Source organism: Gammaproteobacteria bacterium, from assembly GCA_016195665.1.
Classification (GTDB): domain Bacteria; phylum Pseudomonadota; class Gammaproteobacteria; order SURF-13; family SURF-13; genus JACPZD01.
On record JACPZD010000001.1, the window covers coordinates 163410 to 190368 of the forward strand.

The window sequence follows — 26959 nt, forward strand, 5'->3', positions numbered from 1 at the left end:
TTAGGCCTCCTTCGGGCTTATGCCAAAGCGGCGATAAAGAATAGGCAGCAAGATCAGCGTCAGCAGGGTGGCGCTCACCAGACCGCCGATCACCACGATCGCCAAAGGTTTCTGAATCTCCGATCCGGGGCCGCTGGCAAACAGCAACGGCACCAGGCCGAAGGCGGCGATGCTGGCGGTCATCAACACCGGGCGCAAACGCCGCTTCGCTCCTTCGATCACCACAGCAGCGAGCGCCATGCCTTGCGCGCGCAACTGGTTGAAGTAACTGACCATCACCACGCCGTTCAATACCGCGATGCCAAGCAGGGCGATAAAGCCGACTGAGGCGGGAACGGATAGATATTCCCCCGACAGCCATAGGGCGAACACGCCGCCGACCATGGCGAATGGGATGTTGGAAAGCACCAGCACCGCCTGGCGTACCGAGCCGAAGGTGGCGAACAGCAACAGAAAGATCAGCCCCAATGCCACCGGCACCACGATAGCAAGACGCGCGGCGGCGCGCTGCTGATTTTCAAATTGTCCGCCCCAACTCAACCGGTAGCCATCAGGTAATTTCACGCGCTCGCTCACCGCCCGTCTGGCCTCTTCCACAAAGCCGACCAGGTCGCGGTTCTGCACATTGGAGAGCGTCACTGACATGCGCGCGGCGTTTTCACGGTCTATCTTGACCGGCCCGTCCACGCGCTGCAACTTGGCCACGGTGGAAATCGGGACATTCCCGCCATTGGGCAAAGCCAGGGTCAGTTGGGAAAACAGGGTCGGCGAGGTACGCACGTTATCTTCACCGCGCAGCAACACCGGCGTGCGCCGCGCCCCTTCCAGCACTACGCCCAAGGTCTTGCCTTCCAGTTGTGAGCGCAACGCCTCGCCGATGTCATCCACGTTCAAGCCCATGCGCCCGGCGGCGAGCCGGTCGATCCCGACCGTAAGATATTGCACGCCCTCATTCTGCACCGTATATACATCCTGGCTGCCGGGGACGGTCTTCAGCACCGCCTCGATCTCCGCGGCCAAGCGGTTGAGGGTGGCGAGATCCGGCCCGAACACCTTCACCGCGATATCGCCGCGCACGCCGATAATCATCTCCTGCACGCGCATGTCTATCGGCTGGGTGAAGCTGTAGGAAATGCCCGGCAATTGATCGAGCACCTTGCGCAGTTCATCTTTCAGCCATTCCTTGTCGGGTACGCGCCACTCGCTGCGCGGCTTGGTCTTTAGATAGGTGTCGGTCTGATTCAGTCCCATCGGATCGAGACCCAACTCATCCGCCCCGGCGCGCGCCACGATGCCGGTTACTTCCGGCACCTGGCTCATTATCGCCTGATGGATTTTCAAATCCAGCGCGGCGGTTTGCTCCAGGCTGATGGAAGGCAGTTTCACGATGCCGACAATGAGATCACCCTCGTCCATTTCCGGCATGAAGGTCTTGCCGGTTTGCATGTAAACAAAAACGGTCAACAGCAATGCCACTCCGGCTGCCGTCACAACGGTTTTTACGTGATTCAAGGACCAGCGCAACAGCGGTTCATACAGCGCGTTTGCCTTACGCACCAGCCAGGGCTCATTATGCGCAACCCGTTTCAGCAGAAAGGAAGCGAGCACCGGAATAATCGTTAGAGAAAGCGCTAGCGAGCCGGACAGGGCGAACACGATGGTCAATGCCACCGGGATGAACAGTTTGCCCTCCAGGCCTTGCAGTGTGAGCAGCGGCAGGAACACGATGATGATAATCAGAATACCGGCGGTCACGGGTGTCGCCACCTCGCGCACCGCGCGGTAAATCACATGCAGGTGCGGCACAGACGCGGCGCTCTTGTCGTGCGCGAGATGCGAGACGGTGTTTTCCACTACCACCACCGCCGCGTCCACCAGCATGCCGATGGCAATCGCCAGCCCGCCCAGGCTCATCAGATTGGCCGACATGCCGAATAGCCGCATCATGATAAAGGTGACCAGCGCCGCCAACGGCAAGGTCAGCGCCACCACCAGCGCGGCGCGCAGATTGCCCAGAAACAGAATGAGCAGAATCACCACCAGCACGATGGCTTCCAATAAAGCCTCAGAGACAGTGCCGACCGCGCGCTCCACCAGGCTGCCGCGATCATAAAACACTTTTGTTTTCACCCCCTTTGGGAGCGTGGGGGTCAGTTCCGCCAGCTTGTTGCGCACGCCCTCCACCACTTGCTGTGCGTTCGCGCCGCGCAGGCCCAGCACCAGGCCCTGCACCGCCTCGCCCTTGCCGTCCTTGGTCACCACGCCGTAGCGGGTGAGACTGCCGATGCGCACCTCGGCCACATCGCCCACGCGCACCGGCATGCCATCGCGGCTGGTCACGACGATGGCGCGCAAGTCGTCCAGCGTCTTGATCGTGCCCTCGGAACGCACCAGCAACACCTCTTCACCGTCGGTGAGACGTCCCGCGCCGTCGTTGCGATTATTGGTCTCCAGCGCCGCCTGCAATTCATCCAGGCCAATGCCGCGCGCGCGCAAGGCCATGTTGTCCGGCGCCACCTCGAAACTGCGCACCAGCCCGCCCAGCGCGTTGACATCGGCTACGCCCGGCAAGGTACGCAGCGCCGGGCGGATCACCCAATCCAACAGGCTCCTGCGCTCCATGAGCGAGAGATCGCCGCCCTCGATGGTGAACATGAACATCTCGCCCAGCGGCGTGGTGATCGGCGCGAGGCCGCCGGAAATACCGGAAGGAAGATCGCCGGCGATATTGTTGTAGCGCTCCGCGACCTGCTGCCGCGCCCAGTAAATGTCGGTGCCGTCCGTAAAATCGAGGGTGATGTCGGTCAGCCCGTATTTGGTCACCGAGCGCAGGATTTTCTGGTTCGGGATGCCGAGCATCTCCACCTCGATGGGCGCGGTGATGCGCGCCTCGATCTCTTCCGGCGTCATGCCGGGGGCCTTGATGATGACCTTGACCTGCGTGGACGAGACATCGGGAAAGGCGTCTATGGGCAAGCCTTTGAAGGCATAGCTGCCGCCCGCGATGAGCAGCAACATGAACAGCAACATCAGCAGACGCTGGGTCAGGGCGAATTCAACCAGGCGCGCCAGCATCATTCGCCTCCACCCAGTCCCTGCCAAGCGCCTTTCAAGGCCACCACGCCACGCACCGCGATACGTTCATCGCCGCGCAATGGAGCTTGAACAGTGCTGGTCTCCGCCTCCGCGCTCACCACCGTCACCGCTTGCGCCCGAAAACCGCTGGGAGTTTGTACAAACACATACACCTGTCCTTGCTGGCGCACCAAGGCCTGGTTCGGCACGGCCCACTGTTGGGTCACGGTGTCGGGTGCGGCAATCATCACCTCAATCTGTTGCCCGGGGCGCAGGCGTTGTGCGCCTTCGGTCACCTCTGCGCGCACCATCACGGTCTGATTGGCGCTATCCACGCTGCGCCCCACCGACAGCACCTTGCCGACGGCTTGATAAGCGGGCACAGTGATCTTGCTGCCCTCGTTTATCTGCGCCAGCCGCGACAGCGGCACGGCGACCTCCAGCCACAGAGGCGAGAGGCTGGCCAATTTGTAGAGCGGGGCCGACGCCTCGGTGCGCTGTCCGGCCACGGCCAGTTGTTCCAGCACCACACCGTCCATAGGGGAGACAATCTCCACGGCGCTGGTCAGGATGCGCTGGTCCCGCAACTGCTGAATGGCCGCTTTACTCATGCCATAAAGAGACAGTAACTGCTGGCGCTCGGCCAATTCGGCGGAGGCTTCGGTAAACTCGTTTTTCGTCATTAAATAGCGGCTCCCCGCAATGATGCCATCCTTGAACAGTTTCTCATCGCGCCCGAGATTCTCGCGCCGTAACGCCGCCCGCGTCACCGCTTGTAAGAATGTCCGTTGCGCTTCGATGAGCGTGGGGCTTTCCAGGCGTGCCAGAATCTGATCCTGTTTTACCTGCTCATTGACGGCCACCCGCATGCTCTCCACGAAACCGGCCACGGGCGCACTCACAATGTGCATCTGGCTGTTGGGGATCACCACCTGTGCAGGCAACCCGGCCGCAACCTCTGCCTCTTGCTTCCGGAGGGACGCAGTCGCAATGTCCAGGGATTGCGCCTGTTCAACAGACATCGGAATGTCCTCGGCGGCGTACAGCACCGGGAAGGTAAAAACATTACTCAATAGCAGACAAATAGTGCGCAGCTTGCGCATGCCCTTTACTCCTGTAGCTTGGCGCCAAGCGGCCAAGCCTGCTTAGTAGGTTTACTAATCCGGCGGCCGAATGAATTCGGCCCTACAATCCATGAACTACTGGAGATTAAAGGATGTAAGGAGGGGCGTGCGCGGGGGGTAAGGCAAAGTGCCAGCGTGGAACGGCGATGCTGGGCGGTGAAATAGCAGCAAGGCAGGCCTGCGTCTGTCCTGACGAGAACCTGAAAGGAGGCAGGCCGGGATCGGCTGAGCCGGAAAGTTTTTTAGAGAGGGTCAGGGCTGCCGTGACGGCCTGCGTATCCAGCGCCTCAACCTTGGCTTCAGGGCAGGGCGAAGTATCGAGGCAGTACAACTCCACCACGTCATGCTGATGGACACCGGACAAATCGTGCGTCTTGGCATCAAAATGGGCATGCAGCAGCGGCGCAAAGCATTGCAGCAGCGCAAATAAAAAGACCGCAAACAGCCTGCTGTAGTAACTCGCCATGACTTTATGGTAACTGCAACCTAAAAAGGTTGCCAGAGAATTTTATTAAAAGATTTTTAAGGAAACTCTGAAAAATATATCGCCAACCGCCAAGGCGCCAAGGTCACCAAGAAAAAAGGCTTGAATTTGTAAAGAAAAGTCTTGGCGTTCTTGGCGTCTTGGCGGTTCAACATGATCAGAGCTTCCTTAAGTTTGACACAGGATGCTGGCCGGGCATGGCTTCCGGGCGATGGTGTGCGCCATCCTTGATGCAGTGCCGCATGACCGATCTGACTACATCGAACACCAGTTAGCGCATGACGGAGCCGCCGGGAGCATTGCGCAGGTGGCGGAGGCTGCCTTGTGGCCGGAGACGCCGCGTGATGAGAGGTCGAATCGCGTTGGTCGCCATATCTCACAGACCAATTTGTAACAGCCGCTCCTTTCCACCCAAGTAATCTTGACCGGCAAAGATTATATATGTACACTGGCGCATATATGAAAAGCGCTACGGATTTTTTCAGGCTGCTCGGTGAAACCACTCGCTACCGCCTCCTGCAAGCCTTGTCCCATGGTGAGTTCTGCGTCTGTGAGTTGGTGGATGCCTTGGACGTTCCTCAATACACCGTGTCACGACATCTCGCTGAATTACGTAAGGGAGGATGGGTCACGGAACGCCGCGACGGTACCTGGATTTATTACCGTCTTGCACCGGCGCGCGCGAAGCTCATCCATGACGTGCTGGAGAGCGTCACACGGAACGGGCTCGCCGACAAGCAACTCGACAAGGACAAGGCGCGCCTCAAGAAGCGTCTCTCGCTACGCGAGAAGGGGCGCTGCGTGCTGGGCTACGACGAGCTTTGAATTTTTTTACCCCTTTGCATGCATGATTGCGCATATTGACATAGATAAGCCAAGGACCTCGATCTCCCAGACCCTCGAATTGCACGTCGAGGGTCTGTGCTGCACCGGGTGTGCCGTAGCGGTGGAGAAGGCGCTCAAGCATCGCGCCGGGGTCGAGGACATCAATATCCTGTCGGCCGCCGAGAAGGTGCAGATCCGCTACGACGCCGAACGGGTGAGGCCGGAGATGCTCGCCGACGCCATCACCGCGCTCGGCTACAAGACCACCTACTCGCAAGAAGGCGTAACTACGCCTGCGCTCGAAACCAAGCGCCTGCCGCTTGGCAACGCGATTTCATTCGGCTTCGTCGCCCTGGTCGCAGTCATCATCCTCGCGGAAATCGGCGCCGAGTCCCTGGGGCTGTTCGAGCGCGCGCAGGCGCGCGTGCCGCTGCCGGTGCTGCTCGCCGCGATTCTGATCGGCGGCTATCCGATCTTCCGCCGCGCCTTTCTCGGGCTGCGCAGCCGCCAGATCAACGTGGACACGATGATGAGCGTGGGCATCCTGGGCGCGGCGGCCATCGGGCAATTTACTGCCGCAGCGCTCATCGTCTTTTTCATGAACCTCGCTCATTGGCTGGAAGCGTTCACCATCGGCAAAGCCCGGAAGGCCATCCAAGAGCTGATCCGGCTTGCGCCCAAGACCGCGCACATAAAATTCGATGGACGCGAACTCGAAGTGCCGGTGGAAAGGCTCGCGCCCGGCGATGTCGTCGCGGTCCGCCCGGGCGAGCAAATCCCGGCCGACGGCGTGGTGATTGCTGGAGCGAGTGCCGTCAACCAAGCCTCAATCACCGGGGAGAGCCTGCCGGTGGAGAAACGGCCCGGGGATACGGTCTTCGCCGCGACGCTGAACGAACGCGGCCATCTCGAAGTGCGCGTAACCCGCGTCGGCGCGGACACGACTTTCGGCAAGATCGTCAAGCTCGTGGAGGAGGCCGAGGCGGTCAAAGCGCCGGTGCAGAAGTTCGCCGACCGCTTCATGACTTATTTCCTGCCTACCGCGATTGCTGTCGCGGGGCTGACCTATTTTATTTCGGGCGAGGCGACCTACGCGATCGCCGTGCTGGTCGCCGCTTGTCCGTGCGCCGTCGGGCTCGCCACCCCGCTCTCGGTCGTCGCCGGTGTGGGGCGCGGCGCGCGGCATGGGCTGCTCATCAAGGGCGGGCTTTATCTCGAACGCCTCGCGCGCGTTGACTGCGTGGTGATGGACAAGACCGGGACGATCACCTTCGGCAGACCGCAGGTGACCGGCATCGTCGCTCTGAACGAAAGGCCCGCCACCGAACTGCTCGCACTCGCCGCCGCCGTGGAGCAGCGCTCCGAGCACCCGCTCGCCTCGGCCATCCTCTCGCGTGCACAGGCCGAGGGGATCACAGCGTCCGAAGCGCAGGACTTCGAGTATGCCGTGGGCAAGGGCATCGGCGCGCGCGTCGCGGGCCGTGCGGTACTGCTCGGCAACGCGCGCTTCCTTGATGAGCGCGGTGTCTCGGTGCCGACTGAAGCGGGAAACCGGATCGAGGCGTTCGAGCGTGAGGGCAAGACCGCTCTGCTGCTCGCCGTGGACGGCCGACTCGAAGGTCTGATCGCGGTTGCGGACGTGATCCGCGCCGAGATCCCGGAGGCGGTCGCCGCATTGAAGCGGCTCGGTATCAAGCGCCTGATACTGCTCACCGGCGACAACGAACGCGTCGCCGCCGCGGTCGCCGCCCAGATCGGCGTCAGCGAGCACCGTGCGAGCCTCCTGCCCGAGGACAAGATCGCCATTATGCGCGAGTTGCAACGCGCCGGTTACACGGTGGCGATGGTCGGCGATGGCGTGAACGACGCGCCCGCGCTGGCCCAGGCCGACGTCGGCATCGCCATGGGCGTGGCGGGCAGCGACGTGGCCTTGGAGGCCGCGCACGTCGCGCTCATGCGCGATGACTGGCGCGAGATCCCCGAGGCCATTCGAACCGGCCGTCGCACCTACCGCACCATCCGCCAGAACATCGCGCTCGGCATCACTTGGGATGTGATCACTATGGGGCTTGCCTCGGCGGGCATCCTGAGCCCGGTGATGGCTGCGGCGACCGAGGTGGTGCCGGACGTGCTGGTGTCGCTCAACTCGGCGCGGCTGCTGAAAACGCCGCGTCGCGGGAACTGAAAATCATACTGCTAAGGAGGATGAATCATGAGTGATATCGAGAACAAGCGCAGGCCGTGGCGGCGGCGGGGCGTCGTGATCGCCGCGTTGGCGGCACTCGCAGGCTTTGGATACGTCGCTGTGCAGCAGTTCCCCGCTAACGCGCTGCCCGACCTGCTCGGTGCCGCACAGCGTCCGCTGCAGCCCGGCGAGATCCACGTGCAGGACATCGCGGCCGACCCCAAGGGTTATCAGGGCAGCATCCTGGTGCGCGGGGTGGTAGCACGCTATGCATCGAACGATGCCAATTTATTTGCGCTGGTAGACACGCGCGAGGCGCGGGCTTGCAAGTCCACCGGCTGCGCCAAGTTCTACCTGCCCGTCAGGATCGACGCCGCTGTTCCGAAGCCCAAGGAGTGGGATGAGCTGGATGTGCGCGGGCAGATTGTCGCCGACGCGCGCATAACCTTCCTCAAAGCCGAGAGCGTCCAGAGCCTCGGCCCGATCCGGTGAGGCGCGCATGAATCTCTGGAAGCTTACTTGGCGTAATCTCACGCGCCGCAAGGGCCGCTTCGTTTTCACCCTCGCCGGTGTGGCCGTCGGCATGGCCGCCTTCGTCGCGCTCATGACGCTCGGCGAGGCGCTGACCCACGAGGTCAAGAAACAGGCGCAGGGGCTCGGCGGACAACTGGTGGTGACGCCGAAGGGCTGGTGCGCCTACGAGCAGATTTCAGTGCTCACCGGCGAGCAACTGCCGGAGGCGATCCCGATGTCCGAGCTCGCCAAGATCCAGGCCTTGCCGGGCCTCAAGGCGGTGCCCCACCTCAACCAGCGCACGGCGTTCCGCAATCGCCCGGTGCCGGCGATCGGTATCTGGCCGGCGGAGATGCACGCGCTTCAGAAATGGCGGCTCACCGCCGGGCGCTACTTTAATGATGCGCAGGAACGCGGGGTCGTGATCGGCTCGGCCATCGCCCGGCAGTTCGAGTTGAAGCCCGGCGACAACTTCACCGTCCGCGGCCAGGCCATGCCGGTGCTCGGCGTGCTCGCCGAAACCGGTACCAAGGACGACATCGCCGCTTTCCTCCCGCTCGCGGTCGCGCAGGCGATCTACGGCGTGCCGGACAAGGTGTCGTTCATCACGGTGCAGGTGCAGGACATCAGCCAGCTCGACGCCGTGAGCCTGAAGATACAGGAGGTCGCCAATGTCGCGGTGGTCAGCGACAAGCAGCTCACCGCCTCCATCCTGTCGATCATCGGCACCGTGGGCGCGGCGATGCAGGCGATCGCGGCGGTCGGCGTGCTGATCGCGGCCTTCGGCATCGTCAACACACTGCTCACGGCGGTATACGAGCGCCGGCGCGAGATCGGCATCTTGCAGGCGATCGGCGGCAATCGTTCGACGCTCTTTGGCGCCTTCTTACTAGAGTCCGGTCTCTACGGGCTGCTGGGCGGTCTGCTCGGAATCGCCCTGGGCGCGCTCGCCGCGCACACGCTTGGGCCGCGCTTGACGCAAAACGCCTTCACCGCTGCGTTGCCGCCGTCGCCCCTGCCGACCGTGGACGGTGCCACCGTGATGCTCACTCTCGCTTTCTCCGTCACGCTCGCGCTGATCGCCGGGCTCTATCCCGCGTGGCGCGCGGCGCGCCTGTCACCCATGGAGGCGATCCGCCATGTCTGAAGCATTGATCCAGATGGAGTGCGTCACCAAGGTCTACGGCCGGGGCGCGGCGCAGACCGCGGCGCTGCGGGACATCTCGCTCGCGATCGCGCGCAACGAGTGGCTCGCGATCATGGGCCCGTCCGGGCACGGCAAGAGCACGCTCTTACAACTCATGGGCGGGCTCGACCGCCCGACCACGGGCGCGATCCGGCTCGATGGCGCGGAGCTCAGCGCACTCTCGCCGGGACGGCTCGCCGCGATCCGCGCCCGTCGCATCGGCTTTGTGTTCCAGTTCTTCAACCTGCTGCCGCATCTCACGGCGCTCGAGAACGTGCAGACCGCATTGTGGTTCGGCGGCACGAGTCGGCAGAATGGCCGCGCCTTGGAACTGCTGGGCCAAGTGGGGCTCGCAGACAAGGCGCGCTCCCTGCCGGGCGAGCTTTCCGGCGGACAGCAGCAGCGTGTGGCGATCGCCCGCGCCTTGGCGAACGAGCCGGACGTGCTGCTCCTGGACGAGCCGACCGGCAACCTGGACTCGGCTGCCGAGGCGGAGCTGCTCGCGTTGCTCGATGTGTTGCATGGCTCGGGCCGGACCATCGTGATGGTCACGCACAACCCTGTCGTGGCGAGCCGCGCGAAACGCCTGGTGTCGGTGCGCGACGGCCGGATCGAGCGGGATGGCTGAGATGTTACGCATGAACAAAAGGCTCGCCCTGTTCCTGGGGACCGTGTTGACCCTGACCGCAGCGGGCGCCGCGGCATACATACTGTCTGCGAAGTCCTCGATGGGTAATGTTGCCTTTACCACCCTCAAGGGCGAGCGCATCCAGCTCCGCGATTTGCGCGGGAAAGTAGTGCTGGTGAACTTCTGGGCTACCACCTGTCCGACGTGCGTGAAGGAGATGCCCGAACTCGTCAAAACGTATCATCGCTACCATCCGAAGGGTCTCGAGATCATCGCGGTGGCCATGTCCTTCGATCCGCCGGTGTTCGTCAAAGAATTCGCCGAGCAGCACGCGCTGCCGTTTCCGGTCGCGTTGGACACTCAAGAGGAAGCTGCTAGGGCTTTTGGCGGTGTAAAGGCCGTGCCCGCCACGTTGATCCTGGACAAGGAAGGACGGCTGGTGTCGCGCACCCTCGGCTTGATCGAGTTCGACAAGCTACACGCGTATCTGGATCAAGCACTCCACTGAATCGGACCGGCAGTGACATGAAAGAGATATTGAACGCCCAACGCCGGTATTGACAAAAAACATTTGCCCAACGGCCCGAAATGTTCGGGACGTAGCCTGGCGCTAAGCGGCCAAGCCTGCTTAACAGGTCTAAGGCGCCTCTGACTTAGCCAGAGGCGCCTGCGATACAGAGAAGAGCGAAGCGAAGGGTTCGTCTCTGAAAAATTCATGGGTGAATTTTTCAGAGATTCCTTCTTAGAACTTATCCATAAATAATTTACCGCAGAGGACGCAGAGGAATACCCTCAAGAAGGGTTTGTTTCTCCTCCGCGTCCTCCGTGGTGAAGCCTTTTCATCGCAAGGGAGACACAGGGGAGCTATTTATGGATATGCTCTTAGTTTGGCGCAGTATGCCGTCCCGGCGCGGCGCGCATGCAGGCTGGCTCGCGCAAATTTGCTATCATAGGGCGCATGACCACTCTACTTGAACTCAAAAATATCGAGTGCCGCTATGGCGATCTCGTGGCCGTGCGTAATCTTTCCATGCAGGTCGGAGAGGGGGATCTGGTGTGCCTGCTGGGGCCGAGCGGTTGCGGCAAAAGTACCGCGTTGCGCGCGATTGCCGGTTTTGAGCCCGTGGTCAGCGGCGAGATTACGCTGGGCGGCGTGACGCTGTCGCGCCCGGGCTTCATGCTTCCGCCCGAGAAACGCCACATGGGGATGGTGTTTCAAGACTACGCCCTTTTCCCCCACCTCAATGTCAGCGATAACATTTGCTTTGGCCTGCGCGGGCTCACCAAGCAGGCTCACCAGGAAATTGCCACCCGGCTGCTCGGTGTGGTCGGTCTGGCGGGGCTTGAGGAACGCTATCCCCACGAACTCTCCGGAGGACAGCAACAGCGTGTCGCCCTGGCCCGCGCCCTGGCGCCGAAGCCCGCGCTGATCCTGATGGATGAACCGTTCTCCAATCTTGACGTAGACATGCGCGAACGGCTCAGCATGGAAGTGCGCGCCATTCTCAAAAGCCAGGGCAGCACCGCAATTCTGGTCACGCATGACCAGCACGAGGCCTTTGCGCTCGGCGACCGGATCGGTGTGATGTCGGAAGGCGCCATTCTGCAGTGGGACACGCCGTACAACCTTTATCATGAGCCGGCCAATCGCTTTGTCGCCGACTTTATCGGACAGGGCGTTTTTCTACGCGGCCGGCTGCTCAGCGAGAACACCATCCTCACCGAGCTCGGCGTCATACAAGGCAAGCATACCTATGATTGGCCGCGCGGCGCCACGGTGGAACTGTTGGTCAGGCCGGACGATATCATCCACGACGACGCGGCCGAGATGCGCGCCGAGGTCATCCACAAGGCCTTCAAGGGCGCGGAGATCATGTATACGCTGCGTCTGCCCACCGGGAGCCAGGTGCTGTCCCTGTTCCCCAGCCATCACAATCATACCCTCGGTGAGAAGGTAGGTATCAAGCTCGACGTGGATCACGTCGTGGCGTTTAAGGGTGAGGGGTGAGGGGATCTTTGTTCAATCTATATTGAACCGCCAAGACTTATCTCTATAATTCAAGGATTTTTCTTGGCGATCTTGGCGGTTGGCGATAGTTTTTTTCGGAGCTTCCTTAGACGTTCAAAGAACGCAAGAGCATTTCAGCTTCCCGCAGGATAGCGCTGCGCGCAAAGATCAACTGCCAGCGCCGTCCGCCGACCTGCCGCCACAGCACCGCCGAACGGACGGCGGCCAGCAGCAGGGCCCGCACCTTGTTGGTGTTGTCGGGGCTGGAAAGATAGCCCTGCTCGCCTTGCACCATGATGCGCGGCGTGAGTGTGCTCAGCGTGTCGCTGTAAATCCCCGCCAGACCGGCAATGACATTGGTATGAGTGATTTGGAAATGTGCGGTCTGCGCCTGAGTCCTCTCGACGCCTATGCGAATTTTGTCAAGCATGTCCGGGCGTTTCGCCAGTTGACGCTCCAGATGCATGACGCCGATGACATACTTGGTCATCTCCAGATCTCTGTGCGCAGTTTCTTTACCCAATTGCTCGCGCACCCGTTCGAGACCCAGCGCAACGCCTGCCGCGCCTCCATAGATAGACGCGGTGGTTTCCGCGTCTATCTTCAGCACGCTGCCGAGGCTCGCCTCCAGCGCCGCGCTGCCGGAGGTGTTTTTGCGCGCCACCTGCTGCACCAGATGACAGGCCTGCAAGATACCGGCGAGGGCGAGGGTTCGATCGGTGTAAGAGGTCATGTCGTTATCCTAAAAACGCCGTTTCACCGCAGAGGACGCAGAGAACACAAAGGGATTTAAGTGGTTAGCTTCACAAGCCCGTTCACCCAGCGGGTGATGTGGAGAAACGAGATACACAATTGTTTTTACTACAGACTCTCTGCGTCCTCTGCGGTTCAAGAGCTTTTTATAGAGTTATTCGTTTAGCCGGGATTTCTCGTGGATCACTCCGCCGCCCAGACATTCCGCGTCGCGATAAAATACCACGGATTGACCGGGTGTGACGGCCCACTGGGGGTTATCAAACGCCACTTCACAGATGCCGTCCTTGATGGCGGTAATGACACAGGATTGATCGGCCTGCCGATAGCGGGTCTTGGCCGTGCACGACGCGGGGAACTGCGGTGCGGCGCCGGCCACCCAGTGCAGATCGCCCGCCTGTAGTCGGTTGCTGAACAGCAACGGGTGGTCATGGCCCTGCGCGACGATCAACGCATTGTGCGCCATGTCTTTATCCACCACATACCAAGGGTCGCCGCTGCCGTTGCGCCGCCCTCCTATGCCTAAGCCCTGACGCTGGCCGAGCGTGTAATACATCAGCCCGTCGTGCCTGCCGATCAGCGCGCCGTCAACCGTACGGATCTCGCCCGGTTGCGCGGGCAGATAGCGGCCGAGAAACTTTTTGAAGTTGCGCTCGCCGATGAAACAAATGCCGGTACTGTCCTTCTTGGCATGATTCACAAACCCCTGGCGGGCGGCGATCTCACGGACTTCGTGTTTGGTAAGCTCTCCAACAGGAAACAATACTTTCGCCAACTGCGCCTGACCGAGGGTGTAGAGAAAATAGGTCTGATCCTTGTTCCCGTCGCGCGCCTTGAGCAGATGAAATATCCCGTCTCGCTCTTGCACACGCGCATAATGGCCGGTGGCGATCCTGTCCGCGCCGAGTTCCAGCGCGTGATCCAGAAAGCTTTTGAACTTGATTTCCTTGTTGCAGAGCACGTCCGGATTCGGCGTGCGTCCGGCGCGGTATTCCTCCAGAAAATAACTGAACACCCGCTGCCAGTATTCGGAAGAAAAATTCGCTGCGTGCAGGGCGATACCGATCTGCGCGCAGACCTGTTTGGCGTCCGCAAAATCCTGCTCGGCGTTGCACGCGTCGTCGGCGTCGTCGCCCTCCCAGTTTTTCATGAACATCCCGCGCGCATCGAAGCCCTGCCGCAGCAACAGCCAGGCCGCGACGGAAGAATCCACGCCGCCGGACAGGCCGACGACGATGCGCAGGTTTTGGTTATCAGTCATTTGGTGTTGAAGACGCGAAGCCGCCGAAGACGGGCCAAAGCTACTCATCAAAATCCTTCTTGTCCCGCCAGTCTTCAAGTTTCTGAATATAAGGCGGCTGGCCGTTGTCCAGAAACCACGAGTCCACGGCAAACAACGCGTCGCTGCCGGCCTCGCGTATCACCGCCGTGGTATGCGGCCAGCCGAAGATAAAAAAACCGCGGGTGGCCCGGTCTTCGACACTGTGCCACTTCAACAGCCCGTCCTTGAGCAGCATCGTTAAATAGGTCGTCGTGTTGGTGGACTCGTCAATGCAGTCCATCTGGCCTTCAATCCCAACGCCCTGAAAATTTCTGCCCTTATCTTGTTCCGTGCCGGTGAGCGGTCCGACCATGGCCTCCATAAGAGCTATGGCCTGGGCGATACGCTCCCGCTCCTGTACCGCATCGAGAGGGGGCGGCAGAAACAGCCGGCGTTCCCGTTGCCACTGTTCGGGTTGCAGGCCCACCACGGTTACACGCTTGCAGGTATGCTCGGAACATACTGAGAAGCGCGCAGGAGTAGGGTCGGTGATGATATCCGGCCTTACGAAGGTGTCGGCCAGTACCGGCTGCGCCAAGCTGGCGAGGTTGACCAACACGATTCGAGTCACGCCCCGCATGTCGGCGTGAGCATCATGGCATGTCCACCAGCAGGTCGAGCGGGTAACGCCGTCCCGCCAGATAATCATCCACGCAGCGCAGCACCAGAGGACTGCGCAACCGGCTGCCCAGCGCCGTCAGCTCGTCACGGCTCAGCCACACCGCCTGCACGATACCCTCATCCAAGGGCCGACCCGTCTCCTCATCATGACAGGCGCCGGTAAAACAGACGCGCAGATAGGTGGTCCCGGTGTGGGTGTTTTTCCAGCGATACACGCCGACCAGTGCCGTAGGCTCGAAATGCCAGGCCGTCTCTTCCAGGGTTTCGCGCGTGACCGCCTTAATCAGGCTCTCGTCCTCATCGAGGTGACCGGCGGGCTGGTTGTAGACACGCTTGCCGTCGGCGTCCTCCTCCACGATAAGGAATCGTCCCTGACGTTCCACCACTGCCGCGACGGTGACATTCGGCTTCCAAATCATATTTGCAAATATATCATAAAAAACGCAGACTTAGAGGTTGGGGACGAAATGTGCCGCGCGCGAAAACTTGACTCCCTTGGCAACTCTTATCAGAATCTCTGGAAACCGCCTTGAGGAATCTCTGATTATTCATGTTAGACCGCCAAGACGCCAAGAACCGTCAGGGGATTTTCGAAAACTTTTCTTGGTGAACCTGGCGCCTTGGCGGTTGGCGATGTATTTTTCAGAGATTCCCTAACTCACGCCCGCACAACCGCCGTGGTCCCTGCACGTTTCTATAAAATATGAATCTAGCCATTATCAGTTTCCTCGCCGTTACGGCGTATTTGACGGCAGGCGTGGGTCTGGGGATGCGTCTTTCCCGCGGCCAGGCGGCGCCCTTTGGCAAAACACGGCTGCTGCTCCTGGGGATGGGCGCTGTGATTCTGCACGCCCTGGTGCTGTATCAGGCGATCATCACTCCGCAGGGGGCCAATCTCGGGTTTTTTAACGCCACCTCACTGCTTACCTGGATGATGGCGCTGTTGCTGCTGCTCGCCGCGCTGGTGAAGCCGATAGAAAATCTGGGCATAGCCCTGTTGCCGCTGGCCGCGCTTGCGCTGATACTGGCGGCCGTGTTTCCCAGCGACCACGTCATGTCGCTGCACACCGGCTTCAGCGGACTGGATGTCCACATTATTATTTCGGTGCTGGCCTACAGCCTCCTAAGCATCGCGGCGGTGCAGGCCGGACTGCTCGCCATCCAGGACATCCACCTGCACGACAAACATCCGGGCGGCTTCATCCGCGCCCTGCCGCCGCTGCAAACCGCTGAGAAACTGCTCTTTCAAGTGCTGACGGTGGGCTTTATCCTGCTCACCCTGTCACTGCTGACGGGCGCGATCTTTCTGGAGAATATCTTTGCCCAGCACCTGGTGCACAAGACCAGTCTTTCCATCCTGGCCTGGATCGTGTTCGGTATCCTGCTGTGGGGCCGCTGGCGTTCCGGCTGGCGCGGGCGCAGGGCGATACGCTGGACCTTGGGCGGTTTCTTCGTGCTGGTGCTTGCCTATATCGGCAGTAAACTGGTGTTGGAACTGGTGTTGGGAATCAAATGAAAACACTGGCAGGAAGAATGCTGTTGAGAATCTATGAATGATATCCCTCTAGGTGTGCTGATCGGCGCACTGGTCTTTCTGATTTTTCTGGCCGCATTCTTCGCCGGCTCCGAAACCGGATTGCTGACCCTCAACCGTTACCGCCTGCGGCACCTCGTCAAGATCAAACATCGCGGGGCGATACACGCGCAGGCGTTGTTGCAGCGCACCGATCGCCTGATCGGCCTGCTGATTTTGGGCAATAACTTCGCCAACAATCTGGCCACCGCCGTCGCCACCGTTATCGGTTTGCAACTGTTGGGGGAGGCCGGTGCAGCCATTGCGGTGGGCCTGCTTACCATCGTCGGGACCATCTTCACCGACGTGGCGCCCAAGACGCTCGGCGCGCTCTACTCGGAGCGCGTCGCCTTCCCTGCCGCCTATGTGCTGCGCCCCTTGCTTAAGCTGCTTTATCCGGTGGTGTGGCTGGTGAGCGCCCTCTCGAACGGCGTGCTGAAATTGCTGGGAGTGTCTATCGGGGCGAGTGAAAAAAACCATCTAAGTCATGAAGAACTGCGCACCGTGGTGAACGAGGCCGGCGCCCTGATTCCGCAACGTCACCAGAGAATGCTGCTCAGCATTCTGGATCTGGAAAAGATAACGGTGGAAGACATCATGGTGCCGCGCAACGAGATTGTGGGCCTGGATCTCAATGATGACTGGGAACAGATCCTCGCGCAGTTGACATCCAGCCAGCACACCCGCCTGCTGGTTTACCGCGACGGCATAGACAATGTGGTAGGGATACTGCATCTGCGTGAGGCGCTGCGCCTGATGTCGCGCGAGGATTTCAACAAGGAGGCGCTCAAGGAGGTCATGAAGGACCCGTATTTCGTCCCCGAGGGCACGCCGCTCAATACCCAGTTACTGAACTTTCAGCGCCAGAAACGCCGCATCGGCCTGGTAGTGAACGAGTACGGCGACATCCAGGGCCTGGTGACATTGGAGGATATACTGGAGGAGATCGTCGGAGAATTCACCTCCGACCCCTACGCCACCGTCAGCGATGTGTATCCGCAGACAGACGGCACCTATCTGGTGGACGGCAGTACCAATATTCGTGATCTTAATAGAATGATGCACTGGGATCTTCCCACCGATGGACCCAAAACGCTCAACGGTCTGATACTCGAATATCTGGAGACCATTCCCGCGCCCGGCACCAGTCTGCGTCTGGCCGGGTATCCCATAGACATCATCCAGACCACGGAAAACGCCGTGAAGATGGTGAAGATCAATCCGGCATTACGTATAAAAGAAGAGCATGAAGAACAGTAGATACGATGCAAACGAAGACCGCCATGACAGATGCTCACACACAAACCGATTTGCAGCCCCTCATCAATGTCACCATCCTGGTCTATGCCTTACAGGCGGCGAGTTTTTTTCTGGGCGTCACCTTCATCGCCGCCGTCATCATTAATTATGTGAAAAGAGAGGACGTGCAGGGCACCTGGCTGGAGTCGCACTTCCGCTGGCAGATCAGAACCTTCTGGTACGGCCTGCTCTGGTCAGTGATCGGGGTTATCACCTTTCCTATATTTATAGGAATATTTATCTTCGCTGCGGACTTCATCTGGATTCTGTATCGCATTATAAAAGGCTGGTTGAGGCTTAATGATAAAAAAGAGATGTACAGCTACTCAGGAGTCACAAAGTAAGGTTACAATTCTTTATGATGTGACTCCTGAGTAAATACCCTGTTTTACCTGCCCCCACCCTGTCTTTTGCGCTGTGCTTCCTGCGCCGCGCAAAAGTCCAGGGTGCACATCCCTGTGCACCCGTTCGGCAGCCTCGCTGCCTCACCCCCCTACATAGGGGGCGGGGACGCGATGGAAAGTGTAGTCTTACCTACTGACTTATATGAGTAACCCCCCCAGTGCGTCGGTCGCTCCCGGCATCCTGCCTCCCTCGACACTAGCACATCCCTGTGCGTCGGAATCTTGACTTTTCGGTTGTACGCTCCTAGAGTTAGGTTAGTTTTGCCACCTTAGGAGGGTACGACGATGTGGAAGAAGGCGGAACCGGATCACCCCGAAAGGGCCGACGCTGCACTCCCGGCCCACACCCCCGTGATGACGCGCGAACAGTGCGCGACCATAGGCTCCTCGATCACCATCCGCGGCGATCTCAGCGGCGAAGAAGACCTGCTCATTCAGGGCCGCGTCGAGGGTAAGATTGATCTCAAGCAACACAAGGTCACCATTGGGAAGGACGGCCATATCAAGGCCGACATCTACGCCAAGGCTATCGTGATTGAAGGCGAAGTCAACGGTAATCTTTTTAGCGATGAGCAGCTCATCATCCGCAAGTCGGGCCAGGTGCGCGGCAATATCGTTTCCCCGCGCGTCACGCTGGAAGACGGCGCCAAGTTCAAGGGCAGCATAGATATGGATCAGAAACCCGCCGAGCATCAACGCAGCTTGAGTGAAATGCCGGCTCAAGCAAAACCCGCGGCGTCTTCGATAGATCAGGTCAAGGGTCTCGGCGTAAGAAGCTGACGGTCTGGCGCGGATAGGGGGCTCGATGAATTCGCTTTCAGTGAGGGCGGAGGAGAGCGAGGCGCATGAGGCCTCAACGGAGGAGATTTGTATCACGCACAGGTCCCTCGCCTTGGCCGCGCTTTGTCAACGCCTGCGTCACGACCGTAAATATCACATCCTCGACCTCGGTCCCGCGCTGGGCGCCAACGTCGAATTCTTTTCGCAGTTTCGCTGCAAACTCTACATCGAGGCTTTTTATCAAAGCGTCGCCGAAGAACTTGCTGCCACCGAGGCGGAAACTCCATCGCCCGAGCAGCTCTATCAAAAGCTGTTACCCTACGCTGCAGACATCCGCTTCGATGTGATTCTGTGTTGGGATCTGTTCAATTATTTTCCGCGTCACGAGTTGCAGGCCTTACTCAAACATCTCACGCGATTTTGCCAGCGTGGTACCCTGCTGTTCAGTCTTGTTGCGACGCACCATCAAATACCCGCGCGGCCCATCCTGTTCAGGATTTTGGACAAGGAAAACCTGGTCTACGAGACGGATTCTTCGGATTTGCGGCCGAGCATAGAGTATAAGCCGCGCGACCTGAAGCTGTTGATGCAGGGATTTCAAATCGCCAACAACTTTCAACTCCGCAGCGGCATGCAGGAATTTTTGTTTATACACGGTTAGGTCTGTCCTGAGTAGCCAAGGGCTTAGTGGGATAGATCTGCGAGTCTGGTGCGTCAATCTATGTCGCGCATATATCTCATGTGGGTTCTGCTGCTTATCACCCATCCGCTGTGGGGTGACGGTGCTGCAACGGGCCAAGCGGTGGTGCTGGAAATAGACGGCCCGATAGGTCCGGCGACCAGCGATTACGTACACCGCGGTTTGCAAAAGGCCGCGGACATGAATGCAGCGCTGGTGATCTTGCGCATGAACACGCCGGGCGGGCTGGACACCGCCATGCGCAAGATTATTGCCGATATCGTAGCGGCGAAGATGCCGGTAGTGTCCTATGTCGCGCCCGGCGGGGCGCGCGCCGCGAGCGCCGGCACCTATATCCTCTATGCCAGTCACATTGCCGCCATGGCGCCCGCCACCAACCTGGGTGCGGCCACGCCGGTACAGATCGGCGGCGTGCCCAATCCCGACGATTTCGGTCAGCCGGACAAGAAGGATAAAAAAGACGAGTCCGGCGAGAAGACCGACGACGCCCTCAAGCAAAAACAGGTGAATGACGCCATCGCCTACATCCGCAGCCTGGCGCAACTGCGCGGCCGCAATGTCGAATGGGCCGAAAGGGCGGTGCGCGAAGCCGCGAGCTTGTCCGCCGAGGAAGCCGTGCGGCAAAACGTCGCCGACCTGCTGGCGAAGGATATGAACGATCTCTTCGCCCAACTCGACGGACGCAAGGTGGATGTCCTCGGGGCGGAGATCACCTTGCGCACCGTCGGACTTGCCGTCATCACCCTAGAACCCGACTGGCGCAGCCGCTTGCTGGCCGTCATCACCGACCCGAACGTGGCCTACATCCTCATGCTGCTCGGCATCTACGGCCTGTTCTTTGAATTATGGAACCCGGGTTATGTCCTGCCCGGCGTGGTCGGCGGCATCTGTTTATTATTGGCCCTGTACGCCTTTCAGGTTCTGCCGGTGAATTATGCGGGACTGGGGCTGATCATTTTAGGCATTGCCTTCATGGTGGCCGAGGCGTTTGTCGGAGGCTTTGGGATATTGGGCATCAGCGGCGCGATCGCCTTTGTGATAGGCTCGATCATGCTCTGGGATACCGACACGCCGGGATTTCAAATAGACCCCTGGTTGATAGGCGCCGTCGCCTTGTTGAGCGCGGGGTTTATCATGCTGGTCGTACAGCTTGCGCTCAAGGCGCGTCAGCGGCCGGTGGTGAGCGGCGCGGAAGAATTGATCGGCAGCCGGGGCGAGGTGATCGAGGCGTTTGACAGCGTGGTGCGCGTCAGGGTGCACAGCGAGGATTGGCAGGCGCGCAGCGATGTTCCCTTGCGCACCGGTCAAAAGGTGCGTGTCACCGCTAGAGAGGGCCTTACGCTTATAGTTCGTGCCGAATCCTAAGCAATTTCTGATTTATTCATGCTGAACCGCCAAGACGCCAAGAACGCTAAGATTTTTCCTTACAACTCAAGCTTCTTTTTTCTTGGGAACCTTGGCGTCTTGGCGGTTGACGATATATTTTTCAGGGTTTCCCTAAATTTGGAGACATGACATGGCCATTCCGACAGGATTTTTAATACTCGTCATCATTGCCCTGCTGGTAAGTTCCTTCCGCATCCTGCGCGAATACCAGCGCGGCGTGGTGTTTCAACTGGGGCGGTTCTGGAAGGTCAAGGGACCGGGGCTCGTCATCATCATCCCCGGCATCCAGCAGATGGTCAAGGTGGACCTGCGCACCATCGTCATGGATGTCCCCGCGCAGGATGTCATCTCGCGCGACAACGTCTCGGTCAAGGTCAACGCGGTGGTCTACTTTCGCGTGATTGACGCGGCGCGCGCCATCATCCAGGTGGAGGATTATTACATGGCGACCAGCCAGCTCGCGCAGACCACCTTACGCTCGGTATTGGGCAAACACGAACTCGACGAGATGCTGGCCGAACGCGACAAACTCAACGCCGATATTCAAAAAATCCTCGACGCCGCCACCGACGCCTGGGGCATCAAGGTCGCCACCGTGGAGATCAAACACGTGGACATTGATCCCACCATGGTGCGCGCCATCGCCCGCCAGGCCGAGGCGGAACGGGAACGGCGCGCAAAGGTGATCCACGCCGAGGGTGAATTGCAGGCCGCGGAGAAACTGGTCCAGGCGGGCCAACTCATCAGTCAGAGCCCGCAGTCTCTGCAACTGCGTTATCTGCAGACGCTCACCGAGATCGCCGGCGAAAGGAGCTCGACTATCATTTTCCCCTTACCCATGGATCTCATCTCGTCGTTTTTGGATGCGGTAAGAAGGCCTCAGACATAATAGAGAACAGCTTTACAGTCCGAGCGCCTAGTTCAGCTAGGCGTGCGATGCGGGGGATACCGAACCGGGTGGATGTTTACCCGCCCGGTTCGGGTATTGCCTTACTTCTTCTTGGCTTTCGCCTTTTTCACAGCGGGTTTCTTCTTCATTGCGGTCTTCATTTTACGTACAGGCATTGTCATCTCCTTTTATCTGGTTTAACAAACACATCAGGATGCCTTACAAAACATCCATGTTGGTTAATAGCGGCCTGCTTTGGAAAAACTTGAGCGTTCTCAAGGAACTGCTGAGATATCAGGAGATGGATCTGTAAAGTACAACGTCGCAGTAAAACGACGCCTCGCGTCTATACCGCACTAGCAGGGTGCTTATGACACCCTGCCAGCCGGCAACTACTTTACTTCTTCTTAGCCTTTGCTGACTTTTTAGCAGCGGTTTTTTTCGCAGCAGGCTTTTTTGCTTTCTTCACTGGCATAATAATCACCTCCTTCCTTTTAGTTGATGTTAATGACTACTGCTACAGCGACTACAACAGCTCAAGACGACGAGCTGCCAAAAGGTGCGGACATATCCGTGCAATAGATGCGCCAACATGCACGTTTTCCGCGCACCTTAATCCCAATTCAACGCCCCGCCTGTTTGGTACTCGATCACGCGCGTCTCGAAGAAGTTTTTCTCTTTATTAAGATCCAGCATTTCGCTCATCCACGGAAACGGATTGGCGGCGCCGGGGTATTGCGCAAGCAAGCCGATCTGCGCGCAGCGGCGATTGGCGATAAAGTGCAGATAGTCGCTGAACATCGCGGCGTTCAAGCCCAGCACCCCGCGCGGCATGGTGTCCACGGCGTAACGGTACTCGAGGTCCACGGCGGTGCGGATCAGCGCCGCGATTTCTTCGCGGAATTCGGGCGTCCACAAATGAGGATTTTCGAGTTTGATCTGGTTGATGACGTCAATGCCGAAATTCATGTGCATGCTTTCATCGCGCAGGATGTACTGGAACTGCTCGGAGGCGCCGACCATCTTGTTGCGCCGCCCGAAGGAGAGCATCTGCACGAAGCCGACGTAGAAGAAGATGCCCTCGATGATGACGTAAAAGCCGATCAGGTTGCGCAACAGCCGCTGGTCGGCCTCGGCGGCGCCGGTCTTGAAATTCTGGTCGGCGAGTTCCTGCGTGAAGGGCAGGCTGAAGGCGGCCTTATCATGCACGCTGGGGATCTCGCGGTACATGTTGAAGACCTCGGCCTCGTCCAGCCCCAGACTCTCCACGATGTACTGGTAGGCGTGGGTGTGCAGCGCCTCCTCGAAGGCCTGGCGCAGCAGATACTGACGGCACTCCGGGTTGGTGATGTGGCGGTACACCGCCAGCACCAGGTTATTGGCGACCAGCGAATCGGCGGTGGAGAAAAAACCCATGTTGCGCTTGATGATGCGCCGCTCATCCTCGGTGAGGCCGTTGGGCGTTTTCCACAGCGCAATGTCGGCCGACATGTTGATCTCTTGCGGCATCCAATGGTTGTTGCAGGCGGCCAGATATTTATCCCACGCCCAGGTGTATTTGAAGGGCACCAGTTGATTGAGGTCGGCGTGGCAGTTGATGATCATTTTATCGTCCACGCGGATGCGCGAGGCGCCCATCTCCAGGGCTGCCTCCGGCGCTGCGCCCGGAGACATGGCAACAGGCGCGGACTCAGCCATGACGGCATCCATACCGCGCAGCGCAGGTTGCAGGTTTGTGTTCGGTTCATCCCATCTCAACATGATTGTTTCTCCTGAATTTTTGTTGGGTCCGGCACTTGCGTACCCTGACCCAACCTACATTACTTTTCTCTTGTACCTTGTCACTTGTATCTGTTTTATTGACATGCCTCGCACGTCGGGTCGGTTATCGCACATACGCCGGGAAGCGGCGTGCTCACCGCATTAAGCGCGCCGTCGCTGATGGTGGACTTCTCGGCGTGGGTGGCGCCCATGGTGCGCAGGTAATAGGTGGTCTTGAGGCCGCGCAACCAGGCGAGCTTGTACGCCTCATCGAGCTTGCGGCCGGAGGGCTCGGCCATATATAAGTTCAGCGACTGCGCTTGGTCCAGCCACTTCTGGCGGCGGCTAGCGGCCTCAATCAGCCACTGCGGTTCGATCTCGAAGGCGGTGGCGTAGAGCACCTTCAGGTCATCGGGAATGCGGCCGATGCGCTGCACGACGCCGTTGAAGTATTTGAGGTCGTGCACCATCACCTCGTCCCACAGGCCGCGCTCCTTGAGGTCGCGCACCAGATAGGGGTTGGTCACGGTGAACTCGCCCGACAGGTTCGATTTCACGAACAGGTTCTGATAAGTGGGCTCGATGCTTTGGGTCACGCCGCAGATATTGGAGATCGTGGCGGTCGGCGCGATCGCCAGGCAATTGGAGTTGCGCATGCCGACGGTCGTCACCCGTTTGCGCAGGGCTTCCCAATCGAGGCCCAGTTCGGCGCTCTGGCTGCGATCCACCTCCAGATAACCGTCGCGCTGTTCCTCGAGCAGGCGGATGCTGTCTATCGGCAGGATGCCGCGGCTCCACAAGGAACCCTTGTAACTCTCGTAGCTGCCGCGTTCGGCGGCGAGCTCGGTGGAGGCGTGGATGGCGTAGTAGCTCACCGCCTCCATGGAGCGGTCGGCGAACTCGACGGCCTGTTGCGAGGCGTAAGGGGTTCGCAGCTTATAGAGGGCGTCGTGGAAACCCATGATGCCGAGCCCCACCGGCCGGTGGCGCAGGTTGGAGCGGCGCGCCTGCGGTACGCTGTAATAATTGATGTCTATCACGTTATCCAACATGCGCATCGCAGTGTGCACGGTGCGGGCGAGTTTGTCGGTATCGAGCCCAACCTGTTCGCTCGCTCCTCCATCCCTGGAGTCGCGCGGGGTGACGTGGGCAACCAGATTGACCGAGCCCAGATTGCATACCGCGATCTCGGCGTCGGAGGTGTTGAGGGTGATCTCGGTGCAGAGGTTGGAGCTGTGCACCACGCCGGCGTGCTGCTGCGGGCTGCGCAGGTTGCAGGGGTCTTTGAAGGTCATCCAGGGGTGGCCGGTCTCGAACACCATGCCGAGCATCTTGCGCCACAGCGCCACAGCGCCGATGCGCTTAAAGACCTTGAGCTTGCCCTGTGCCGCCAATTCCTCGTAGCGCACATAGGCCTGCTCGAAGGCCTTGCCATAGAGGTCATGCAGGTCGGGCGCCTCGTCGGGCGAGAACAGCGTCCACTCGCCGTTTTCGTGCACGCGCTTCATGAATAAATCCGGCACCCAGTTGGCGGTGTTCATGTCGTGGGTGCGGCGGCGCTCATCGCCGGTGTTCTTGCGCAGTTCCAGGAATTCCTCGATGTCGAGGTGCCAGGTCTCGAGATAGGCGCACACCGCGCCCTTGCGCTTGCCGCCCTGGTTCACCGCCACGGCGGTGTCGTTGGCGACCTTCAGGAACGGCACCACGCCCTGCGATTTGCCGTTGGTGCCCTTGATGTGGGCGCCGAGCGCGCGCACCCGCGACCAGTCGTTACCCAGGCCGCCCGCGTACTTGGACAGCAGGGCGTTATCCTTGATCGCACTGTAGATGCCGTCCAGGTGATCGGGCACCGAGGTCAGGTAACAACTGGAGAGCTGCGGGCGCAGCGTACCGGCGTTGAACAGGGTCGGCGTCGAGGCCATAAAGTCGAAGCTGGACAGCAGATTGTAAAACTCTATGGCGCGCGCCTCGCGGTCCAGCTCATTGATGGCGAGGCCCATCGCCACGCGCATAAAAAAGGCCTGCGGCAACTCGAAGCGCACGCCCTCGGAGTGCAGGAAATAGCGGTCATACAGGGTCTGCAGGCCGAGATAGCCGAACTGCATGTCGCGCTCGGCGACCAGCGCCTGGCCCAGGCAGTCCAGATCGAACTGCTGCAGGCGCGGGTCGAGCAGTTCCAGCTCCACGCCGCGGCGGATGTAGTCCTGGAAATAACCGGCGTAGCGCTCGCCCATCTCGGCGTGAGTGGCGGCGCTGCTGCTCTGCGCCACAAAACTCAAGGCCTCGCGGCGCAGGTCGTCGAGCAACAGCCGCGCGGCGACATAGGTGTAGTTCGGCTCCTTTTCGATCAGGACGCGCGCGCTCATGACCAGGGCGCGCCCGACATCCGCTTCGGAGACGCCGTCGAACAGATTGCGCAGGGTATCGTCAATAATGGCCTGGGCCGAGACCTCCTGGAGCCCCTGGCAGGCCTCGCCGACCACCTGGCGCAGGCGCACCCGATCCAATGGCCGGGCGCCGCCGTCGGCCAGCGTGACGTGGAGGGTAGAGGGCGCCGCCGGCGCTTCCATCGCCTGCTTGCGTTCGCGCTCCTGGGCGCGCTGTTCACGGTACAGTACATAGGAACGCGCCACCTTGTGTTCGCCGGCGCGCATCAGGGCCAGTTCCACCTGATCCTGGATGTCCTCGATGTGCAGGGTCCCCCCGCCGGGCAGGCGGCGGGTGAGCGATTCGCTTACCAGCGCGGCCAGATGCTGCACGGTTTGGTGGATGCGCGCCGAGGCGGCCCCGCTACCCCCTTCGACGGCCAAAAAGGCCTTGGTCAGGGCAATAGCGATCTTGTTCGGGTCGAACGTGGTGGCCTTGCCGTTGCGGCGGATCACGCGAAACTGGCCGGGGGCGGTGGCGCTGAGTTCGGAGCCGGGAGGGTGGCCGTTATTAATGCCGGATTCAACAATCTCAGTGCGGGCCGAGGGCAACGAATGGATGTGGGTTTGCATAATTCCTCCGATGTTAGGCCAAATATTCAAGTTCAAGTACCGCTGACTGCGGTGGCCTGCTGAGGTAGCTGCGTCAGTCTGTACTAACACTACAAAATGTGGTTGGCGACGTCAAGCATCACAATATGATGTATGTAAGCTCAGGTTATTCCTATCGGGAGGAGTGTGTCAAGGGGGGTGTGGAAGATCCGGAAAGGGGGGCTTTGGGACCGCCTACGGCGACGAGCATTAGAGCATATCCATAAATAGCTCCCCTGTGTCCCTTGCGATGAAAAGGCTTCACCACGGAGGACGCGGAGGAGAAACAAACCCTTCTTGAGGGTATTCCTCTGCGTCCTCTGCGGTAAATTATTTATGGATAAGTTCTTAGAGCATATCCATAGATAGCTCCCCTGTGTCCCTTGCGATGAAAAGGCTTCACCACGGAGGACGCGGAGGAGAAACA

At 59.9% G+C, this 26959-nt stretch carries 22 protein-coding genes; 13 read left to right on the forward strand and 9 right to left on the reverse strand.

Translation table 11 applies throughout. From position 1 onward, the window contains the following. From HY028_00865 to HY028_00875, 3 genes are all read right to left on the reverse strand, one after another. Positions 1–3075, reverse strand: a complete 3075-nt coding sequence (locus HY028_00865; protein MBI3343424.1) for an efflux RND transporter permease subunit — start codon at positions 3073–3075, stop codon at positions 1–3. Next, on the reverse strand, positions 3075–4178 hold the full coding sequence (locus tag HY028_00870; protein MBI3343425.1) for an efflux RND transporter periplasmic adaptor subunit: 1104 nt from the start codon (positions 4176–4178) through the stop codon (positions 3075–3077). The genes HY028_00865 and HY028_00870 overlap by 1 nt, the downstream gene beginning before the upstream one ends. Before the next feature lie 106 nt (positions 4179–4284). Then, on the reverse strand, positions 4285–4665 hold the full coding sequence (locus tag HY028_00875) for a hypothetical protein (GenBank protein ID MBI3343426.1): 381 nt from the start codon (positions 4663–4665) through the stop codon (positions 4285–4287). A 712-nt stretch (positions 4666–5377) separates the two neighbouring features. On the opposite strand from HY028_00875, the gene HY028_00880 reads away from it, so the two are divergent. From HY028_00880 to HY028_00905, 6 genes are all read left to right on the forward strand, one after another. Next, positions 5378–7693, forward strand: coding sequence for a cation-translocating P-type ATPase (locus HY028_00880; protein MBI3343427.1), 2316 nt, complete (start codon positions 5378–5380; stop codon positions 7691–7693). Between the two features lie 27 nt (positions 7694–7720). Further along, positions 7721–8185 carry a hypothetical protein gene (locus tag HY028_00885; GenBank protein MBI3343428.1) on the forward strand — a complete coding sequence of 155 codons (465 nt, stop codon included), beginning with the start codon at positions 7721–7723 and terminating at the stop codon, positions 8183–8185. Positions 8186–8192: 7 nt separating this feature from the next. Then, complete coding sequence (locus HY028_00890) at positions 8193–9353, forward strand: ABC transporter permease (GenBank protein MBI3343429.1); 1161 nt, start codon at positions 8193–8195, stop codon at positions 9351–9353. Then, positions 9346–10020 carry an ABC transporter ATP-binding protein gene (locus HY028_00895; protein ID MBI3343430.1) on the forward strand — a complete coding sequence of 225 codons (675 nt, stop codon included), beginning with the start codon at positions 9346–9348 and terminating at the stop codon, positions 10018–10020. The genes HY028_00890 and HY028_00895 overlap by 8 nt, the downstream gene beginning before the upstream one ends. Beyond that, on the forward strand, positions 10013–10528 hold the full coding sequence (locus tag HY028_00900) for a TlpA family protein disulfide reductase (GenBank protein ID MBI3343431.1): 516 nt from the start codon (positions 10013–10015) through the stop codon (positions 10526–10528). Before HY028_00895 ends, HY028_00900 begins: the two co-directional genes overlap by 8 nt. Positions 10529–10978: 450 nt before the next feature. Next, positions 10979–12028 (forward strand): ABC transporter ATP-binding protein, encoded by a 1050-nt coding sequence (locus HY028_00905; protein ID MBI3343432.1) that lies wholly within the window; start codon positions 10979–10981, stop codon positions 12026–12028. 106 nt (positions 12029–12134) lie between these two features. On the opposite strand, the gene hflD is transcribed toward HY028_00905, so the two are convergent. From hflD to HY028_00925, 4 genes are all read right to left on the reverse strand, one after another. After that, a complete protein-coding gene (gene hflD, locus HY028_00910) occupies positions 12135–12761 on the reverse strand; it encodes a high frequency lysogenization protein HflD (GenBank protein ID MBI3343433.1) in 627 nt (208 codons plus the stop codon). Positions 12762–12935: 174 nt separating this feature from the next. Then, positions 12936–14042 carry a tRNA 2-thiouridine(34) synthase MnmA gene (gene mnmA, locus HY028_00915; protein ID MBI3343434.1) on the reverse strand — a complete coding sequence of 369 codons (1107 nt, stop codon included), beginning with the start codon at positions 14040–14042 and terminating at the stop codon, positions 12936–12938. Between the two features lie 40 nt (positions 14043–14082). Further along, a complete protein-coding gene (locus HY028_00920) occupies positions 14083–14751 on the reverse strand; it encodes a hypothetical protein (protein ID MBI3343435.1) in 669 nt (222 codons plus the stop codon). Further along, a complete protein-coding gene (locus tag HY028_00925; protein MBI3343436.1) occupies positions 14696–15142 on the reverse strand; it encodes an NUDIX hydrolase in 447 nt (148 codons plus the stop codon). The genes HY028_00920 and HY028_00925 overlap by 56 nt, the downstream gene beginning before the upstream one ends. 284 nt (positions 15143–15426) lie before the next feature. Between HY028_00925 and ccsA the strand changes: the two genes are divergently transcribed. The 7 genes from ccsA (at position 15427) to HY028_00960 (ending at position 21754) form a co-directional block, all read left to right on the forward strand. After that, on the forward strand, positions 15427–16239 hold the full coding sequence (ccsA, locus tag HY028_00930) for a cytochrome c biogenesis protein CcsA (protein ID MBI3343437.1): 813 nt from the start codon (positions 15427–15429) through the stop codon (positions 16237–16239). Positions 16240–16272: 33 nt separating this feature from the next. Further along, complete coding sequence (locus HY028_00935) at positions 16273–17556, forward strand: HlyC/CorC family transporter (GenBank protein ID MBI3343438.1); 1284 nt, start codon at positions 16273–16275, stop codon at positions 17554–17556. 23 nt (positions 17557–17579) lie between these two features. Further along, positions 17580–17939 (forward strand): hypothetical protein, encoded by a 360-nt coding sequence (locus HY028_00940; protein MBI3343439.1) that lies wholly within the window; start codon positions 17580–17582, stop codon positions 17937–17939. A gap of 345 nt (positions 17940–18284) precedes the next feature. Then, the gene (locus tag HY028_00945; protein MBI3343440.1) at positions 18285–18779 is read left to right on the forward strand and encodes a polymer-forming cytoskeletal protein; all 495 of its coding nucleotides are present in this window, start codon (positions 18285–18287) and stop codon (positions 18777–18779) included. A 25-nt stretch (positions 18780–18804) separates the two neighbouring features. Further along, positions 18805–19440, forward strand: a complete 636-nt coding sequence (locus tag HY028_00950; GenBank protein ID MBI3343441.1) for a class I SAM-dependent methyltransferase — start codon at positions 18805–18807, stop codon at positions 19438–19440. Positions 19441–19500: 60 nt separating this feature from the next. Continuing rightward, positions 19501–20844, forward strand: a complete 1344-nt coding sequence (locus HY028_00955) for a nodulation protein NfeD (GenBank protein MBI3343442.1) — start codon at positions 19501–19503, stop codon at positions 20842–20844. Positions 20845–20995: 151 nt separating this feature from the next. Then, on the forward strand, positions 20996–21754 hold the full coding sequence (locus HY028_00960) for a slipin family protein (GenBank protein MBI3343443.1): 759 nt from the start codon (positions 20996–20998) through the stop codon (positions 21752–21754). A gap of 612 nt (positions 21755–22366) precedes the next feature. Here HY028_00960 and HY028_00965 read toward each other — a convergent pair. Continuing rightward, positions 22367–23515: a ribonucleotide-diphosphate reductase subunit beta gene (locus tag HY028_00965; GenBank protein MBI3343444.1), complete on the reverse strand. Its 1149-nt coding sequence runs from the start codon at positions 23513–23515 to the stop codon at positions 22367–22369. Between the two features lie 95 nt (positions 23516–23610). Next, positions 23611–26514, reverse strand: a complete 2904-nt coding sequence (locus HY028_00970; GenBank protein ID MBI3343445.1) for a ribonucleoside-diphosphate reductase subunit alpha — start codon at positions 26512–26514, stop codon at positions 23611–23613. Between the last annotated feature and the right edge of the window lie 445 nt (positions 26515–26959).